The 17,870-nt window shown below is 69.3% G+C and carries 16 protein-coding genes; 12 read left to right on the top strand and 4 right to left on the bottom strand.

Annotation, left to right across the window (positions count from 1 at the left end):
- Window positions 1-68 precede the first annotated feature (68 nt).
- Together A176_RS00435 and A176_RS00440 are read left to right on the top strand one after the other, a co-directional pair.
- Window positions 69-713: an anti-sigma factor family protein gene (locus A176_RS00435; RefSeq protein WP_002637492.1), complete on the top strand. Its 645-nt coding sequence runs from the start codon at window positions 69-71 to the stop codon at window positions 711-713.
- A 23-nt stretch (window positions 714-736) separates the two neighbouring features.
- Window positions 737-1,165: a hypothetical protein gene (locus A176_RS00440; protein WP_002637491.1), complete on the top strand. Its 429-nt coding sequence runs from the start codon at window positions 737-739 to the stop codon at window positions 1,163-1,165.
- A gap of 22 nt (window positions 1,166-1,187) precedes the next feature.
- Here the strand turns inward: A176_RS00440 and A176_RS00445 are convergent, their stop codons facing one another.
- Both A176_RS00445 and A176_RS00450 read right to left on the bottom strand, forming a co-directional pair.
- On the bottom strand, window positions 1,188-1,970 hold the full coding sequence (locus tag A176_RS00445; RefSeq protein ID WP_002637490.1) for a hypothetical protein: 783 nt from the start codon (window positions 1,968-1,970) through the stop codon (window positions 1,188-1,190).
- 59 nt (window positions 1,971-2,029) lie between these two features.
- A complete protein-coding gene (locus A176_RS00450; RefSeq protein WP_002637489.1) occupies window positions 2,030-2,605 on the bottom strand; it encodes a hypothetical protein in 576 nt (191 codons plus the stop codon).
- Between the two features lie 521 nt (window positions 2,606-3,126).
- Here A176_RS00450 and A176_RS00455 point away from each other — a divergent pair.
- The 9 genes from A176_RS00455 (at window position 3,127) to A176_RS00495 (ending at window position 14,496) form a co-directional block, all read left to right on the top strand.
- Window positions 3,127-3,366, top strand: a complete 240-nt coding sequence (locus A176_RS00455; RefSeq protein ID WP_002637488.1) for a hypothetical protein — start codon at window positions 3,127-3,129, stop codon at window positions 3,364-3,366.
- A gap of 89 nt (window positions 3,367-3,455) precedes the next feature.
- Window positions 3,456-5,045 carry a phospholipase D-like domain-containing protein gene (locus tag A176_RS00460; RefSeq protein ID WP_044890554.1) on the top strand — a complete coding sequence of 530 codons (1,590 nt, stop codon included), beginning with the start codon at window positions 3,456-3,458 and terminating at the stop codon, window positions 5,043-5,045.
- Between the two features lie 159 nt (window positions 5,046-5,204).
- A complete protein-coding gene (locus tag A176_RS00465) occupies window positions 5,205-5,696 on the top strand; it encodes a hypothetical protein (RefSeq protein ID WP_044890553.1) in 492 nt (163 codons plus the stop codon).
- A gap of 133 nt (window positions 5,697-5,829) precedes the next feature.
- The gene (locus A176_RS00470; RefSeq protein ID WP_002637485.1) at window positions 5,830-7,245 is read left to right on the top strand and encodes a hypothetical protein; all 1,416 of its coding nucleotides are present in this window, start codon (window positions 5,830-5,832) and stop codon (window positions 7,243-7,245) included.
- A gap of 122 nt (window positions 7,246-7,367) precedes the next feature.
- The gene (locus A176_RS00475) at window positions 7,368-7,748 is read left to right on the top strand and encodes a BlaI/MecI/CopY family transcriptional regulator (RefSeq protein WP_002637484.1); all 381 of its coding nucleotides are present in this window, start codon (window positions 7,368-7,370) and stop codon (window positions 7,746-7,748) included.
- A gap of 6 nt (window positions 7,749-7,754) precedes the next feature.
- Window positions 7,755-10,553, top strand: a complete 2,799-nt coding sequence (locus tag A176_RS00480) for a M56 family metallopeptidase (protein ID WP_021781454.1) — start codon at window positions 7,755-7,757, stop codon at window positions 10,551-10,553.
- Window positions 10,554-10,631: 78 nt separating this feature from the next.
- Window positions 10,632-12,350 (top strand): aldehyde dehydrogenase, encoded by a 1,719-nt coding sequence (locus tag A176_RS00485; RefSeq protein WP_002637481.1) that lies wholly within the window; start codon window positions 10,632-10,634, stop codon window positions 12,348-12,350.
- Window positions 12,351-12,437: 87 nt separating this feature from the next.
- On the top strand, window positions 12,438-13,316 hold the full coding sequence (locus A176_RS00490; RefSeq protein ID WP_002637480.1) for a hypothetical protein: 879 nt from the start codon (window positions 12,438-12,440) through the stop codon (window positions 13,314-13,316).
- 10 nt (window positions 13,317-13,326) lie between these two features.
- Window positions 13,327-14,496 (top strand): tetratricopeptide repeat protein, encoded by a 1,170-nt coding sequence (locus tag A176_RS00495; protein ID WP_044890552.1) that lies wholly within the window; start codon window positions 13,327-13,329, stop codon window positions 14,494-14,496.
- Window positions 14,497-14,500: 4 nt separating this feature from the next.
- Here A176_RS00495 and A176_RS00500 read toward each other — a convergent pair whose 3' ends face one another.
- Complete coding sequence (locus A176_RS00500; RefSeq protein WP_002637478.1) at window positions 14,501-15,412, bottom strand: LysR family transcriptional regulator; 912 nt, start codon at window positions 15,410-15,412, stop codon at window positions 14,501-14,503.
- A gap of 116 nt (window positions 15,413-15,528) precedes the next feature.
- Here A176_RS00500 and A176_RS00505 point away from each other — a divergent pair, with 116 nt between their 5' ends.
- Entirely contained in the window at window positions 15,529-16,299 is a 771-nt protein-coding gene (locus tag A176_RS00505; RefSeq protein ID WP_002637477.1) for an SDR family NAD(P)-dependent oxidoreductase, read from the top strand.
- A 367-nt stretch (window positions 16,300-16,666) separates the two neighbouring features.
- Here A176_RS00505 and A176_RS00510 read toward each other — a convergent pair whose 3' ends face one another.
- Entirely contained in the window at window positions 16,667-17,830 is a 1,164-nt protein-coding gene (locus tag A176_RS00510) for a PQQ-dependent sugar dehydrogenase (protein WP_002637476.1), read from the bottom strand.
- Between the last annotated feature and the right edge of the window lie 40 nt (window positions 17,831-17,870).

Raw genomic sequence — 17,870 nt, forward strand, 5'->3', positions numbered from 1 at the left:
GCCTCGAATATCTGAGGAGGCCCGCCGTCCCAATTTTCGCAGCCCCTTCCAGCGAGCAGGTGAAGCCAATGGCCGGTAATCCCGCGTGTGAGCGTTTCGTCCCCATGCTGTCCCCGTACGTCGACGGCGAGCTCAGCTCGGCCGAGCGCGTCAACGTGGAGCGGCACCTGGCGGCCTGCCGCGACTGCACCGGGCGGGCGGCGGACCTGCGCGCCGAATCCGGGCTGCTGCGCGTCGGCCTGGACATGGCCGTGGACGACGTGGACTTCAAGGACTTCACCCAGCGCGTCATGGCGCGGGTGACGCCGGACAAGCCGCCCCTCATGGAGCGACTGAAGCTGGCAGTGTCCGAAATGTTCCTCTACCAGCGCACCGCGATGATTTCGTCGCTGGCCACGGCCGCCGTGCTGGTACTGGTGGGCTTGCCCCTGCTGATGAACGACCGGGCGCCGGTGGGGTACGCCGCCGAGCGCATGACGGTGAAGTCCATCCAGCCCTACCGCAACGCCGAGGTGGCGCCGGTGGTGATGGAGACGGACAATGGGGGCACCATCATCTGGCTGGTGGACGAGGACTCGGATGTCCTGCCCGCCGGCGCGGAGGGTGGTGAACGCCAGGAACAGACGGGCGGCGGCCAGCCGGACGGAAACGGGCGCAACGTGCCCGCGCGCCCGGCTCCCGACGCCCCCAGGCCGTCGGGAGGCTCCTTGTGAGAACGCACGTATCGTCGGGCCGGATGCTGTGGGCGGCGCTGGGACTGGGCCTGCTGATGCCGCTGGCCGCCAGCGCGCAGGACCAGCAGGTCAAGGTCCAGGTCGAAGTGGTGCTCGCCTCGAAGAAGGGCACCGAGGTGGACCCGCCCGAGCTGGAGAAGATGAAGGAGCAGTTCCAGAAGCAGAACTTCAGCTTCACCTCGTTCAAGCGCCTCTCGCAGGAGGTGCTGACGGTGAGCGCCAAGAGCGCCTCCGAGGTGAAGCTGCCCAACGGCGCCAACGCGACGTTGCAGCTCCAGGGCATCAAGGAGGGCACCGCCACGGTGCGCGTGGCCATCCCCCGCCAGCCCACGCTGGACGTGGAGCTGGGCCGGCAGGGCGCCGTCTACCAGAAGGCGGGCAAGTACGTGGGCGGGGAGCTCATCCTCGTGCTCTCCCCCCCCGCTCGGTAGCACCGCCCGCGCGCCGCCAGGCTCAGGCGGCGCGGGCCTCGTCCTCTTCCAGGACGATGATTTCCAGGTCCTCCTCCAGCTCCAGCGGGAGGACCTCTTCGTGGGACGTGTGCGCCTGGAGGCCCGGTGCCGGGGCCTCGGCGTGCTCCCGCTCCAGGTTGATGCGCAGGCCGTCGAACATGGCGTCGAAGGCCCCGTAGATGCGGTCCACCATGGCCAGCGCGTCCGCGCGGACCTCGGGGGGCAACCGCATGGCCTCCAGCTCCGTGGCCAGCTCCTGCTCGAACATGGCGTGCTGCGCTTCGGCCTGCATGTGGTGGTCGCCGAAGTACTTCAACCGGTCATCCGCGCCTTGCGCCGCGCTGATGATGGCGGTGCGGCTGAAGAAGACGTGGCTGGTGGACTCCAGGGCCCACAGCAGCACGATGCGCAGCCGGTCATCCACGGGGCGGTACACCTCGCTGATGATGGCGTAGGCCGCGTCGCGCGTCTTCACGTGGGCGCGGCCATACATGGTGCCGATGCTCAGCGAGCCGCCGGTGAGCGCGGAGATGTCGTCCTCGAACCACTGGTCGTGCCCGCCCTCCTCGGCGTGGTGCCGCGTGGCGAGCGCCTTGAGGTGCGCGTCCTGGATGAAGTGCGCGTTGAGGCGCAGCACGTCCTGGAACGTCATCACCCAGAACGTCAGGCGGGGCGCGAACGCCATCACCTGTTCAATGGGACGGTCCATCCTCATGTCGGCGAAGAAGGGGTGCGCTGCGAAGCGCGCCTCGCAGGTTGCGATGTGTTGGAGCACTTCCTTCATGATGGACCTCCCACGGGTGTGAGGCGTTGCACCGCCAGCCGGCCGCTGGCGGTAATCCACTACCAATTGATGCTGTATGTGCAGGCGCTGTCGCCCCTGCGCCGGCAGCTTTTGGCCTCATGTTCAATACGCACCCAAAGCGAATCCTTGGGGCGGAACCTGTCGCCAATGGCCTCGATGAGCCCCAGGTCCAAGTCACACGGATAGGGGTTGTCACACACCATGCGCGCGTTTCGCCGGTCCACCGCCTCGAAGCGGTACCCGCCAATGCCGCCCTTGCCGCGGTGATTCATGCGGTAGGCCATGTCCACCGCGCGCAGCCCCTTCTCCAACGTGTCGATGTCCGGCGGGAAGTGCGCGCTGTCCGGAATCTTCCGGCCAATCGTTCGCACCGTGCTGGGGCCAATCTTGTCGAACACGAGCTGGAAGGACTTCAGCAGGGCGGGCATCGGGTACCAGGCGTCCGCCTTCAGCGGCGCGATGCCGTTCTCTCCCAGGATGCGCAGCGCGCGGGACTGGGCGAGCTCCATGCCGTTGACGATGGCGAGAATCGACTGGCCGATGACTTCGATGCCTTGGAAGGACATCGGCTGAAGCGTGGGCGCCGTGGCGCTGACAGGGGTCTTCAATTCCATACGGGGGGTGTCCTCGTGGGAGTGACACGTATTGAAGCGGCTTTTTTCGATATTTTCAAATAGACTTGCATGTATGTAATTTTCCGAAAGATTCAGTATGGGATTCCCCGTGGCGCAATACCGACCCGCGCGGTCGGTATGAAACCAGGTGACCCGCGCTTCGCTGTGAGTAGGGGGACGGCGCGCGCCGCGCGTGGGCTGGCAGGTGGGATGTGTCGCCGCGCGTGGGGCAGGGGGCGTGGGGCGGGATGCCCCGCTGGGGCAACTTGCCCCTGGCGGCGCGCCGAGGCGCTTGGGCGCATGCAGGCCCCGGTCGGAAGAACTTCCCTCGGGGCCCGGAAGCTCAGGGCTGAAAAAAAGTCAGAAGTCCGGTCCCCAGGGTGGGGGAGCAGGCAGCCAGTCCTCGTGAAATCAAGGACTTGGGTTTCGGCACGGCCGTTGCTGAAGGGAGAGGGCGTGCAGGTCGGCGGCGGCGGGTCGGGAGCAGGACGAGCAAACCCCTCACTCTTGGAGACGAAATCATGGCGAAGACTCAGAAGCGTGGACAGGTCATCCGTCGTAAGGCTCAGCAGATGAAGGTGAAGACGGCGAGCGCGGTGAAGGGCGCGGGCCGGAGCGCCAAGCAGGTGCAGGTGACGCTGGGCGACCTCATCGCGGCGGCGTTCGACACCGTGGGCGGCGAGGTGAAGAAGGTGGCGCAGGTGATGTCTTCCCGCGACATGACGGCCGCCACGGGCAAGCACATCGTCTTCGTCGGCTGACGCGCGGCGTTCCGGGGCGCGTGAGGTGCAAGGTGCCTGGCGGTGGCGCCAGGTGGGGCGGCCAGGCGGCGACGGGAAGGAACGCACCTTTGAGACGCATCATCAGTCCCGGGCGGAATTGCTGGGCGGTAGAGGAAGCGAGCGACGCTGGCGTCCTGGTGGACGCGCGTGACTACTACCGGGAGCTGTACCGGGCCGCTCGGAAGGCCCGACGCTACATCGCGATGACGGGCTGGCAGTTCGACAGCGACGTCGCGCTGTTGCGAGGTGAGGACCTGGGCGAGGCGCACGGAGAAGTGCGGCTGCTGCCCATGTTGGACGAGTTGTGCCGGGCCAACCCGGAGCTGCGAATCTACGTCTTGGCGTGGGACTTCAGCCTGCTGCTCGCCATGGAGCGCGAGTGGATGCAGCGGCTGCTCTTCAACTGGACGGCGAACGGGCAGGTGTGCTTCCGCTTCGATGCCTCCAGTCCGCTGTATGGCGCGCATCACCAGAAGCTGGTCGTCATTGACGGCGCGGTCGCCTTCACCGGCGGCATGGATGTCTGTGATTGTCGTTGGGACGACCGGGACCACCCGGTGCGTTCAGACCTTCGCTGCGACAGCGGGAGAGATCCGCACGGCCCCTACCATGACGTGCAGTCCGTCCTGACGGGCCCCGTGGTGGACCGGATGGCGGAGTTGTTCGAGGCGCGCTGGGCGCACGCGGGCGGCGGTGAGCTGCGGCTGCCCAAGATGTCCCGGGACGACGTGGACTTCACGCCCAGCATGCCGGCGCCGCCGGGGCCGGTGGCCATCAGCCGTACGTTCGGCAAGACGCTGCTGCCGCCGCAGCCCGCGGTGCAGGAAGTGGCCGCGCTGTACCTGGACGCCATCGATTCGGCCGAGCGCTTCATCTACATCGAGAACCAGTATTTCTCCTCGCGGGCCATCTTCCAGGCGCTGGTGAAGCGCATGCGGTCGCCGTTCCGGCCGCGCCTCCAGATTGTCCTGGTGTTGCCCCGTCAGCCAGAGGCGCTGCGCGAACAGCTCGCCATGGGCATTGCCCAGGTGCGGCTCCTGCGCGCGCTGGAGCGCGTGGCGCGGGAGACGGGGCACGCCTTTGGCGTGTATTGCTCCGCGGGCCATGACGCGCGCACCGGCGAGGATGTCTACACATACATCCACTCGAAGGTGATGGTGGTGGATGACTGCTTCCTCACGCTCGGGTCGGCGAACACCACCAACCGCAGCCTGGGGTTGGACTCCGAGCTGAACATTAGCTGGGAGGCGGAGCTGCCGAACGACGCGACGGCGCGCGCCATCCGCCGCATCCGTGTGTCCTTGATGGCGGAGCACGCGGGGCTCGCAGGCCTGCCCGCGCTGCGCCTGCTGGCGGCGGCGGATGACTCCCTGGTGTCGTGGCTGGACGAGCTGGCCGTCATGGGCCTGCAGCGGCTGCGCACCCACCCGATGGTGACGGTGTTCGACCAGAGCCCGCTGCTCAAGTCCCTGGAGCCAGAGGAACTCATCATCGACCCGGAGGAGTCGGTGCTGGACGAGTCGCTCTTCGAGGCGCTCCACCGCGCCGAGGACGGCCTGTTCGCCTCCGGCGTCCGGCTGCTGTCGCGCTTGCTGGTGGGCACGGGCCCGGAGCGCCCGCACAGCGCCATTCTTCCCTGCGTGCAAGACGAAGGCTGACCGGCTGCTGTCCGCGGAGGCGGGAGGCCGACGGGCCCTTGCCCGCTCGCCTGCCTTGGGACGGGCCCGGAGGCACGGGCATGCCCGGCGGGTTGTTCCTGCCGCGAATGACGCCACCTTGTCGAGAGCACAACTTCTCTCACGCAAGGGGGATTCACCATGAAGCTTCCTCTCATGGCCGCGGTGGCGGCACTGGCTTTCTGGGGTTGTTCGAGCAACTCGGCGAACACGCGCGCGGATGAGGGCGCCATCGGCGGCTCCGGCTCGGAGACGACGGCACCGGACTCCGTGGACACGGCGTCCGATGATGGCTGGGATGACCGCAGCCCGGGTGAGGCTGGGAACGTCTCCAACAACGAGCGGCGTGACCGGCGGGACGCGCCCACCGTCTACGACGATGAGGCCACCGGTGGTGGCGGCCCCGGCCTGGGCGCGGGTTCGTCCGTGACGAACTCCGAGGGCGAGCGCTACGACGTGCAGCACGCCCCGCTCATGGGCGGGCAGCAGAGTGACGCCGCCAAGAAGAGCGGCGTGGGCGGCTCGGGCAACACCCAGGGCGTCACGGAAGAGGGCGCGTCCGAGGTCGAGGAGCTGGGGCCCAATGACGTGCAGACCCAGGAAGTCGAACTCGACGAAGTTGAAGTCGACTGACGCAGCGTGAAGTCCACGCGCCACCCGTGATTGATGCGCGGGGGCGCGTGTGCCGACGCGCCGTAGCACCACCCACACGCGGACGAAGTCGTGTGCTTCGTCTCGCGGCGTGGGCGGGTAGAGTCGGGGGACGATGACCGGCGCCCCCCTCTTCGCACTTCTCGCCTTGGTGTCCACGCAATACGAGGGCAGCTCCTCCGTGGAGGAGGTGTCCTCGGACGAGGAAGTCTCTTCGTCGGCTCCGGGGCAGGGCTCCCCTGTCTCCGCCGCGCGGCTGGACGAACCCGCGCCTCCGGGCAGCACCCATACCGGGGGTGAGGGGTTTGGCTTCAGCGGCCAGTTGGAGCTGGGCGGCCTGAGTCTGCCTTCGGGACCGCGGGGCGGCGGGCAGGACTTCTTCGCGCGGGTGTATCCCTCGCTCGGGCTGACGCACGGGGAGACCTTCGTCCTGCGGCTGGGCGCCAACCTGCGCTTCCGCGTGGTGGATGAGGCGCCCACGCGCACGGATGACTACGGCGGTGGCCTGCGCCGCGAGGATTGGGACGAGCTGAGCGACCTGGGCCAGGTGGTGCGCATGCTGCGCATTGGCAAGGAAGGTCGCCCCGTCTACCTGCGCATCGAGCCCTTCTCCGAGGAGACGCTGGGGCGCGGCTATCTCGTGAACCGCTACAGCAACACGCTGGCGCCGGACTACCACCCCGCGGGCGGCTCGCTGACCTTCGTGAAGGGCGCGGTTCGCGCGGAGATTCTGGCCAGTGACGTGCTCGCCGCGCGCATCTTCGCGGGCGAGGCGCTGTTGGACCTGGGCCGCATGGCCAGTGACGACGCCAAGCGCTTCGACCGCTACCTGATTCGTTTGTCCGCCGCGCACGACGCGGGCCGCGCGGGCGGCACGACGCCCGACCTCACGATGGCCTCGGTGGGCGGCGACATCGCCCTGTACAAGGGTGAGCGGCTGCGCACCTGGGCCCTGGCGGCCGGCGGCGCGCGCTTCACCCAGGCGACGACGCCGAACTTCGGTGGACTGCTGGGCGTGGCCTTCGAAGGGCAGTTGGCCAGCGGCACGCAGGTCAGCGTCACCGTCCAGGGCCGCCATCAGGGCGGCCGCTTCCGCTTCGGCATGTTCGGCTCGGACTACGAGCTGGGCCGCTTCTCGGGCGTCGGGCTGTCGGAGGCGCCCATCGCGGACGAGGTGCTGCCCACGGGCTTCTCGGGCTACGCGGAGGTGAGCGTCGCGAAGGGGAGTGCCAACGAGGTGCTGCTGCTCGGCAGCGTGGCCGCGCAGTACTTCGGCTTTGGCCGCACCGACGCGGACGTGTCCGCGGGCTTCGAGCTTCCGGGGGGCAGGACGCGGGCCCTGGCGCGCGTGGTGCTGACGGGCCTGGGGGACAGGCCTCGCTACTCCGCGGGCCTGGAGCTGCGCCAGCGCATCCTCAATCACTTCTATGCCTGGGGCTCCGGTGGGACCGTGCATTTCCCACAACCGGACGGAACGCTCGTGCGCGGGGTCACCGCGGGCGCGGGCGTGGGCGTGGACTTCCAGCGCTGAGAGATGCCCACGGCGGTTGACGCCCCCTCGAGGTGGGCGGCGTCACGCCCGCGTTCGGCTTGACTACGGTTGTAGTCAGTCGTACCTTCTTCGTGACTACAGTTGTCGTCACGGGAAGGTCCATGAAGAAGCCGGTGGGAGAGCAGGAGCTGGTGGTGCTGCGGTACGTGGCCGAGCACGGCCCGGCGACCGTGGGCGAGGTGGCCGAGCGCTTCGGTGAGCCGCAAGGGCTGGCCCGCTCCACCATCCTCACGGTGATGGAGCGGCTGCGCCTCAAGGGGTACCTGACGCGGCGCAAGGTGGAGGGCGTCTACCAGTACGCCTCGCCGGTGCCGGCATCCGAGTTGCTACGGGATGTGGTGGGCGACTTCGTTCAGCGCTCGCTGTCGGGTTCGCTGTCGCCGTTCGCCGCGTACCTGTCCGAGGCCGAGGACGTCTCCGACGACGAGCTGGCGCAGCTCCAGGACGTCGTGGCCCGGCTCCGCTCGAAGAAGAAGGGATAGGCGCAGATGGGCACGGTCTGGCTTTCTCACGTGGGCGAGTGGGCGTCCTCGAGTCTGTGGCGGGCGTCATGGCAGGGCGCGCTGTGCGCCGCGCTGGTGTGGGCGCTGTGCCGAGCATGGCCGAAGCTGCCCGCGTCCCTGCGCGCGGGACTCTGGTGGTTGGTGGCGTTGAAGTTCGTGGTGACGCTGGGGTGGCTGCCCTCCGTGTCGCTGCCCGTGCTGCCGGCCTCGGTGGCTGACGCGTGGGCTCGGGTGGAGGCGCGGTGGAGTGATGTCACCGGGCGAGGCGTGGAGGCGACGGGCACGGTTGCCGCGCCGGGGCGCTCGTTGGGTGTGTCCCATCTCTGGGATGTGTCCGTCGCGAATGGGACGGACTCTGGTGGCGCCGCCGGGCGCCTCTCAGGCACGCCTTGGGTTGTAGGGGACGTCGCTGCGGACGCGCTGGGGCGTGACTCCGAGGTGGGCTCTGGTCGACGCGGTGCGGCTGCGGGCAGCCGCGCTCAGTTGGAGGGTGATCTCAACGCGGCTTCGCCTCAGCACGACGCCGCTGAGGGCGCGATGGGCAGCGGTGCTGCGATGGCGCGTCACTTCGACGCGGCTTCGGCTCAGCGCGCCGCCGCCGCGGGCGCGATGGGCAGCGGTGCTGCGATGGCGCGTGACTTCGATGCGGCTTCGTCTCAGCGCGATGCCGCCGCGGGCGCGATGGGCAGCGGTGCTGCGATGGCGCGGAATGCCCACGCGGGTTCTGGCCGGGGCCCGTTCCCTGCGGCTGTGGTGGACAACGGTGCCGTGACACGCGGGGCGGCGGATGCACGTTCGCCATGGGTGGGCGGCGTCACGGGACTCCTGCTGGCGATGTGGGTCGCGGGTGTTCTGTGGCACGTGCGCGGCCACGTGAAGGGCGGGATCGCGATGCGCCGGCTGTTGGCGAGCGCCCAGCCACTGGTTCATCCAGTGCTCGAGTCGGAAGTGCGCGAGCTGTCCGCTGCCGCGGGGCTGCGGCGTGTGCCCGCGCTCCTGGTCTCCGATTCGGTGCGCAGTCCGTTGGCCACGGGCCTTCGGACTCCGGTGGTGGTGTTGCCCGCGAAGGCTGTGCGGCGCTTGCCCGTGGAGGCACTGCGCATGGCGCTCGCGCACGAACTGGCCCATCTGCGCCGGGGTGACTTGTGGCTCGGTTGGGTGCCCGCGCTGGCGGAGTCGCTGCTCTTCTTTCATCCGCTCGCCCGGCGTGCCGCACGTGAATACGCGTTGGCTCGTGAGGAAGCCTGTGACGCCGAGGCCCTCCGCCTCACGGGCGCCGAGCCCGCTGATTACGGCGAGCTGATTCTCGCCTTTGGTATCGCCAGGGCTCCCGGCACGGCCGCGGCGCTCGGTGCGTCCCCCCATGTTGATGCGTTGCACAGGAGGTTGAGCATGCTGGAGCACGTCGAGGCCGTTTCTTCCCGTTCCCGGCGCCTGTTGAAGGTGGCGCTCTCCGCATTGGGCGTCGCGGCGCTGGTGCCTTTCCAAGTGGTCGCCCGTGAGGCGGGGGCCTCGTCGCCGAAGCCCTCGGAGTCGCCTGCAACTGGGGCGGCTGGAGCCTCGTCGGCCGCCACCGCCCCCGTGGTGTCTGCGTCGCCCTCGAAGGCGGCTCCTGTTGCTTCGCCCAAGTCCGCTGCTGGGACTCATGGCTCCGCTGCGTCCAAAGCCGCGACTGAGCCGAACCCAGCCGCTGTGCCCAACGTCGCCGCTGCGTCCAAAGCTGCGACTGAGCCGAAGCCCGCCGCTGAGTCCGCCGCTGCCCCGAATCCCACCGAGTCCGAGCGCAAGGTGGTGCGGCGTGTTCAAATCTTCTCCTCCGCCCCGGGCTCCACGCTCGCCGTCACCGACGTGACGGACCTGCCCGAACTCCCCGCGCCACCGCCGCCGCCGCCGCCGGCCGGTGTGTTGCCACCCATGCCTCCGATTCCACTGCCGGGAGTGACGCCGCCCACGCCTCCGTCTCCGCCGCGCGTCGCTGTCGTCACCCACCGGCGCCTCAATGGCACCGTGAAGTACCTCGGCGCGACGCCGCCCACGCCCATTACGCCGACCACGCCCATTACGCCGCGTACGCCGGCCACGCCTCCGACGCCGCCCACGCCTCCGACGCCGCCATCGGGCTCACCGGACAGTGGCTACGTCCTGCTCGCGGACGGCATGGCGATGATGAACGGCAGCAGCGTGGACCTCGAGCTGGCGCGCACCTTCAAGCAGAAGGACAAGGAGATCCTGTTCGTCCGCCGCAAGGGCGAGGCCTTCATCATCCGCGACGCGGCCACGTTGAAGAACGTGCGCGAGGCGCTGTCCGGCTCTCGCGAGCTGGGCAAGGCCCAGTCGGACCTGGGCGAGAAGCAGGGCAAGCTGGGACAGGAGCAGGCGGCGCTCGGTCAGAAGCAGGCGACGCTGGGCCATGAGCAGGGTGGCCTGGGGCGCAAGCTCGGAGACCTGGCCCATCAGCAGGCGGGGCTGCACATCGAGGAGTCGCGCCTGGACTCGCTGCCCGAGGCCGACCGCGCCCGCCGCCGCGCCGAGCTGAAGAAGCAGGACGCCACGCTGGAGCAGGAGATGAAGGCGCTGGAGTCGAAGATGGCCGACCTGGCCAAGAAGATGGAGGTCCTGAGCCGGGAGCAGCACACGCTCAGCGAGAAACAGCACGGCCTCCACGAGGAGCAGGTGAAGTTGAGCACGAAGCACAAGACCCAGATCGAGGAGGCCGAGAAGAAGGTGAACGGCCTCATCGACGAGGCCCTGCGCAAGGGACTGGGCCAGCCGATGCCCACCTGATGACGGTGGCCTCGGGAGCCTCATGACGCCGGCGGACGCGCCCTCTACCCTGGGCGCGTCTTGTCTCCGGAGGTTCCCATGCACCGTGCCGCCGTGCCCCCGCCCACATCCGCCAGCACGCTGGACGCCGCGGTCCAGCGGGTGAAGGAGGGCTCGCGAGCCTGGGTGAAGCGAAGTGTCCCGGAGCGCATCGCCGTGCTGGAGTCGCTCCGGCAAGCCTATGCCGCCGTCGCGGAACCGAGTGTCCGCGCGGCGTGCGAGGCGAAAGGCATCGACCCGGACAGTGCCCTGGCTGGCGAGGAGTGGCTGGCCGGTCCCATGGTGGTGCTGCGCAACCTGCGGCTGCTGGTGGACGCGCTGAAGGACATCCAGCGCCACGGCGTGCCCCACATTCCCGCGTCACGCTTGCGCACGTTGGAGGATGGCCGCCTGGCTGCGCGCCTCTATCCGAGAGACGCGCTGGACGGCATGTTGCTGCCGCGCAACGTGGGCGAGGTCTACTTCCAGCCCGGCGTGACGGCGTCCAACCTCCGCGAGCACCAGGCGTCCTTCTACCGGAAGCCTCACGAGGGCCGCGTGTGTGCCGTGTTGGGCGGCGGCAACGTGAACTCGATTCCGCCCGCCGACTGTCTCTACAAGCTCTTCGTCGAGGGCACCGCGTGCGTGCTGAAGATGAACCCGGTGAACGCCTACCTGGGGCCCTTCCTGGAGCAGGCCTTCGCGCCGCTCTCACGGCTGGATGTGTTCGCCGTGGTGTACGGCGGCGGCGAGGAAGGCGCTGCGCTGGTGAACCACCCGGCCGTGGACGAGGTTCACGTCACGGGCAGCGACGCGACGCATGACGCGCTGGTGTGGGGCCCGCCCGGCCCCGAAGCGGAGGCGCGGCGTGCTCGCGACGAGCCCTTGCTGAGGAAGCCCTTCACCAGCGAGCTGGGCAACATCTCCCCCGTGGTGGTGGTGCCCGGCCCGTACTCCGAAGGGGAGCTGCGCTTCCAGGCGGACAACATCGCCGGCATGGTGGCCAACAACGCGTCCTTCAACTGCAACGCGGCGAAGCTGCTGGTGCAGCCGAAGACCTGGGCTCGCCGGGCGGAGCTGGTGGACGGCGTGCGGCACGGTCTGGGCCATGCCGCCGTGCGTCGCGCGTACTACCCGGGCGCGGCGCAGCGCTGGACGCAGTTCACCCAAGGGCGCTCGAACCTGCAGCTCGTGGGCACGGCCACGGAGGGCGAGCTGCCCTACGCGCTGATTGCGGACGTGGATCCATCCCAGTCCAGCGACCGCGTCTTCCGTCAGGAGCCCTGGTGCACGGTGCTGTCGGAGACGGGCCTGCCCGGCACGGACGACCCGGCGGCCTTCCTGGAGCAGGTGGTGTCCTTCCTCAACACCCAGGTGTGGGGGACGCTCAACGCCACGCTCATCGTCCACCCCGAGACACTGAAGGACCCGGCCGCCCGCGCCGCGGTGGAGCGCGCCATCCGCGAGCTGCGCTACGGCACGGTGGCGGTGAACACGTGGCCCGCCGCCGCATATGCGCTGGTGTCGCTCCCCTGGGGTGGCCATCCGACGGCCCACCGTCGGGACATCCAGAGCGGCCTGGGGTGGGTCCATAACACCTCCATGCTGGAGTCCATCGAGAAGGCCGCGCTGCGGGCGCCGCTGACGAACCTGCCGGCGCCGCCCTGGGTCCCCGGGCATCGGGGCACGCGGGAGCTGGGGAAGCGGCTGGTCGCCTTCGAGCTGTCGCCTTCCTGGCTGAAGGTTCCGGGCATCGCCGCGGCGGCCCTCCGACGGTGATCGCCCTGCCTGGACGTGGGGAAGCAACTTCCGGCAGGCCGCGCCGAGAATTGCTGTGAGTGTTGTCTCCCCCGTCCGGAGTGTGAAATGGCCCCCATCGACCGTCGTAACTCCATCCGCAGCGCTGGTCACAGCCAGAGCGTGGAGCTGAGCCGTACCCGGGAGATGCCGAAGCCGAACCGTCCCCGGACGACGACGACGACGACGCGGAGCAACAACGAGACGACCACCACGCAGACGACCCAGACGCGCACCAGCCGCAAGGGACGGGAAATCACCAAGACGGAGAAGCCCCGCACCGAGGAGACGAAGTCCCAGGGCATCGACCGCAAGGGTGAGGTCAACCTCTTCGAGGCCAACTCTCCGGCGAAGAGCAAGGAGTGGGGCGCGAAGGAGAAGCGCGTCCAGGGCACGGGCCCGGGCGGCATCCAGACGGATGCCTACTTCCAGGGCCCCAGCCTGAAGGTGGAGGGTGGCGCTTCGGCGAAGGCGAGCCTCAAGGGCATCGACATCGACCTGAACCTGAAGATTGACGCCAACCTGGTGAAGGCGGGCGCCAGCGCGACCAAGGAGTTCAAGGTCCGGGTCCAGGGCGAGGACATCACCATCAAGGTCAAGCTGGGAGCGGACGGCCAGGTGGGCGCCAACGGCGAGCTGAAGCTGAAGCTCAACGTGGGCAAGGACGGCGTCCAGGTGAAGGTCGGCGCCGAGGGCTTCGCGGGCGCCAAGGGCAGCCTGTCGGGCAACATCGAGGTCGGCGTCAACGGCCGCAACGTGGCCAACGCGGACGCCAAGGTGACCTTCGCCGCGGGGGCCATGGCGGGCGCCGAGTTCGAGGCCGGGCTCACGCACTTCAAGGCGAAGGCCTATGCCGCCGTGGGTGTGGGCGTGGGGGTCGAGCTTGCAGGCAAGGTCAACGCGGGCAATCTGCTCCGCGAACTGCCGGGACTCGTCACCCCGTGGTAGACCCTGAAGCATGCCATCGACGCATGCTCGGGAAGGTGGGCGCTCCCTCCAGATGGGGCTGACCCAGGATGCGGTGAAGAGCTTCCAGAAGGGGCTCTCCATCGATCCGGACGACGTGGATTGCCTCCTGGGCCTCGTGCGTGCGTACCTGAGCACCGGCGCCGCCGCGGATGCGGAAGGGGCCGTGCTCCGGCTGTTGAAGGTGAAGCCGGACCACACGGAGGCGCAGGCGCACCTCGCCATGCTGCGGGCCCAGGCGGGCAACGCGGAGGCGCTGGAGTCCCTCAAGGCGCTGGCCACTGCGCCCACCGCGGGCTACTTCGAGCGCTTCAACCTGGGCTCCCTGTTGTTCGAGCGCGGTGACCTGGCTGGCGCGCGCGCCGCCTACGAGTCCGTGCTCCAGATTTCTCCCGCCAGCACCCACGTCCACTTCGAGCTGGGCCGCATCCGCCTCCAGCAAGGCGAGCCGGACGGTGCGGTGTCGCACTTCATCCGGGCCGCCGAAGGCGCGCCGAACGAGGCGATGCCGCTGTTGATGCTGTCGCGGGCGCACGCCGCGTGCGGTCAGCTCGGGCTGGCCATCCAGGCGGGCACCCAAGCCCTGGAGAAGGCCCAGGGCGGACTCCAGCGCGCGGTGCTGGAGGACCTGTTCAAGCTGTACCTGTCCGCTGGCAGTTCGGAGGGCGCCAAGCGCGTGGCGCTGGAGCTGCGCAAGCTGGAGCCCGCGAGCCTCAACTACGTCTACCTGCACGGGTTGTCGCTGATGAGCGCAGGCAGCTTCGCGGAGGCCAAGGAGCTCTTCGCGGAGGTGCTGCGTCAGGCACCTGGGAGCTGGCAGGCGCAGCACGCGCTGGCGCAGATGCACCTGGCGCTTGGCGAGCGTGCTCCTGCGTTGAAGTTGCTGGAAGAGGCCGCCGCGTCGGTGCCGACGGACCCCGGACCCACCAATGACCTGGCCGTGGTGCTGATGCAGGAGAACGGGCACTCGCGGGTCCCCGCGCTGCTGGCGCCGGTGCTGGCCGCGCATCCGAACGATGCGGGCACGCACCTCAACATGGCGTTGGGGACCTTCCACTCGGACAAGGCGGCCTCCGCGCACCACGCGAAGCAGGCGATGGCGCTGGGGGCCGAGGAAGTGCGTGAGCAGGCGGAGCGGCTGCTCCAGCAGCTCGGCGGCTGAGCCCTCAGCCCTTGTATGTCTCCAGGGACTGGTCGAGCAGCTCGGTGAGCCAGTTCATCACCACGCGGACCCGGCGCGGCACGCTCCTGCCGTAGGTGTGCAGGAGCGAGACGGGCATGGGCATGCAGGTGAGCGTTGGCAGCACCTCGACGAGCGTGTCCTCCCGGAGGCGCTCACGCGCGTTGAGCCGGGGTATCTGGACGATGCCCAGCCCCGCACGGCAGGCCGAGACGTAGGCGTCGACGCTGCTGACCGTCACCATGCTCCGCATCGGGAGCTCGCGGTAGCCGTCCTCGTGGGGGTACTCGAACGTCGGCGTCTCCGCGCCGAGCCCCGGGTCGTAATGGACGACGAAGTGTCGGTCGAGGTCCTCCAGCCGCTGCGGTGTTCCGTACTTCCGCAGGTAGGCGGCGCTGGCGTAGTTCGTCATCCGCAAGATGCCGAGCTTGCGGCCCACCAGCTCTGGGTCTCCCTGGGCGCCCACGCGGAGCACGCAGTCGAAGCCCTCTCGGAAGGGCTCGGTGCGCCGGTCCGTCGTGTTGATGAGCACCTCGAGTTGGGGATGCCGCGTGAGCAGCTCGGGGAGCCGGGGGAGGATGATGTCGCGCGCGATGTTGACCGGCAGGTCGATGCGCACGCGCCCGCGCAGGCCGCGCGCGCCCTGGAACATCGTCCCCAGCTCCTCTGCCTCCTGGGCCAGCCGCCGTGCTCGGGGGAGCAGCTCTTCCCCTTCCGGCGTGAGGCGCACGACGCGGGTCGACCGCTGGAAGAGCTGGCTGCCCAGCTCCGTCTCCAGCGCCTTCAGTCGCAGGGACACCCGGGCCTTCGGCATGCCGAGCTGCTCGCCCGCGCGGGTGAAGCTGCCGAGCTCGGCCACCTTGACGAAGATACTCAGCGACTCGAGGTCGATGCGCATTGTTTCTCCAATCGAAACAGTGTGTCGGATGGTCGCCACGTTCTCAACCCGGGGGCTGCCCACTATTCATGGACGTGTGCGGTGCGAAGCGCCGCGCTTTCCCGAAAGGAATCGACATGGGCACCTCGAACCCGACGCGCGTGGCACTCATCACCGGAGGAAGCCGTGGCTTGGGGCGGAGCATGGCGCTCCATCTCGCTGCGCGCGGCACGGGCATCCTCCTGACCTACCGTGGCGGCGCGGCGGAGGCAGCGGAGACCGTGAAGCAGATTGAAGCCGCGGGCGGCAAGGCGGTGGCGCTCCAACTCGATGTGGGAGACACGAAGGGCTTCGACGCGTTCGTGGAGCGCGTTCGCACGGAGCTGGGTCGTCACTTCGGCCGCGAGCGGCTGGACGTCCTGGTGAACAACGCGGGCATCGGCATCCACGCCAGCTTCGCGGAGACCACCGAGGCGCAGTTCGACGAACTCATGAACATCCACCTGAAGGGGGCGTTCTTCCTCACGCAGCGGCTGTTGCCCGTGTTGGCGGATGGCGGGCGCATCCTGAACATCTCCACGGGGCTGGCGCGGTTCACCTTCCCGGGGTACGCCGCCTACGCGGCGATGAAGGCGGGCGTGGAAGCCCTCACCCGATACATGGCGAAGGAGCTGGGGCCGCGCGGCATCGCGGTCAACGTGCTCGCGCCGGGCCCGGTGGAAACGGACTTCCGGGATGGGGCCGTTCGCGACAGCCCCGAGATGAAGAAGGCGCTGTCCGCGCAGACGGCGCTCGGCCGCGTGGGCCTGCCCGATGATATCGGCGGCATCGCGGCGGCGCTGCTGGCGCCGGAGGGCGGATGGGTGACGGGGCAGCGCATCGAAGCCTCGGGCGGCATCTTCCTCTGAGGGCGCGGAGGCCCTGGCCGCCCGTCATACAGACCGGCGCCTCCGAAGGCGCGCGGCTCCGGTGCTCTGCGCTTCAGATTGGCCGGAGCCTCCGAAGGGATTGGTCCCGGCGCTCCGCTTTTCCATCGGACTGGAGCCACGGATGCGGCGCGTGGCTCCGGTACCCATCGCTTCAGATTGGCCGGAGCCTCCGAAGGGTTTGTCCCAGCACTCCGCTTTTCAATTGGACTGGGGCCGCCGAAGCGGCGCGCAGCTCCGGTGCCCAGCGTTTCAGCTTGGCCGGAGCCTCCGAAGGGGCGCTTCGCCCCCCGGTGCTCCGCACGCTCCAATCGGACTGGAGCCTCCGGAAAAGGCGTGGCCTCGGCGCTCAGCGCTTCAATCGGAGGATGAGGTCTTTGTCGGGCCCGCAGTCACCACGGCCATCGCAGTTGCTGGTGGTGACGTAGAGGTGGCCATCCGGGCCCATGAGGACCTCGCGCAGCCGGCCGTGGGTGTTGCGCAGGTACACCTCGTGGCGGGCCACGCGGTGCGAGTCCGGCGCGAACTCCACGCGCTGGAGGTGGCGCGAGCCCAGGGTGCCGATGAGCAGCGAGCCCTTCCACTCGGGGATGGCCGTGCCCGTGTAGATGGCGGCGCCGCCGGGAGGCATCGCATCCGCGTAGGTGATGGACGGGGTGATTTGCCCCGAGCGCGTCTCGCACGAATAGATGCCTGGCCAACCCAGGTTGTCCCCTCGGCGGGCGACGCTCACTTCGTCATGGCCTCGGCGCAGCGTCTCGCCGCTGGGGCCGTGGTCCACCACGTACAGCGTGGCGTCATCACGCCAGTCGAAGGCCTGGAGGTTGCGGATGCCGGTGAGGAACGCCGGTGAACCCGGCGTGGGATTGTCCTGCGGCACCTGGCCCTCGGGCGTCAGGCGCAGCAGCTTGCCCGCGGGGTCGTTCGCGTTCTGCGAGCGGTCCGGGCCTCGCGCGTCGCCGGTGCCGGCGTACAGCATCCCGTCCGGCCCGAAGCGCAGCCGTCCGCCATCGTGGTACGTGGCGGAGGCGATGCCGCCGAAGATGACGCGGTCGAGTGTCGCGGTGGCGTGGTCCTCGGACAGCGTCCACCGCTCGATGCGGTTCTCCTCGGTGCCCCCCGCGTCGGTGGTGACGTAGATGTAGAACTGGCGGTTTCTCGCGAAGTCGGGATGCGGCGCGATGCCCAGCAGTCCGCCCTCCGCGGCGTCCGCGACGGGCACGGTCGCCACGGGCTGTGGCTGGAGCGCGCCGTCCTTGAGCAGTCGGATGCGGCCGGGGCGCTCGGTGACGAGCGCGTCACCCCCTGGAAGCCACGCGATGCCCCACGGCGTCTCGAGCCCCTTCGCGACGACCTCGACCTCGAAGGGCACGGTGCCGTCCTGCCCCCAGTCGTCCTTCACGAGGATGCAGTCTTGAGGGGACGCGGTGCCTTGGGCCTGACTCCTGCGGCAGGCGGAGGCGGACAGTGCGAGCACCACGAGGGCGGACAACAAGGGGAGAGAGGCGCGCATGCACGGATTAATGTCCTCGCACCCGTGAATGCGCCAGCCT

Origin of the sequence: Myxococcus hansupus, assembly GCF_000280925.3 — a bacterium.
Classification (GTDB): domain Bacteria; phylum Myxococcota; class Myxococcia; order Myxococcales; family Myxococcaceae; genus Myxococcus; species Myxococcus hansupus.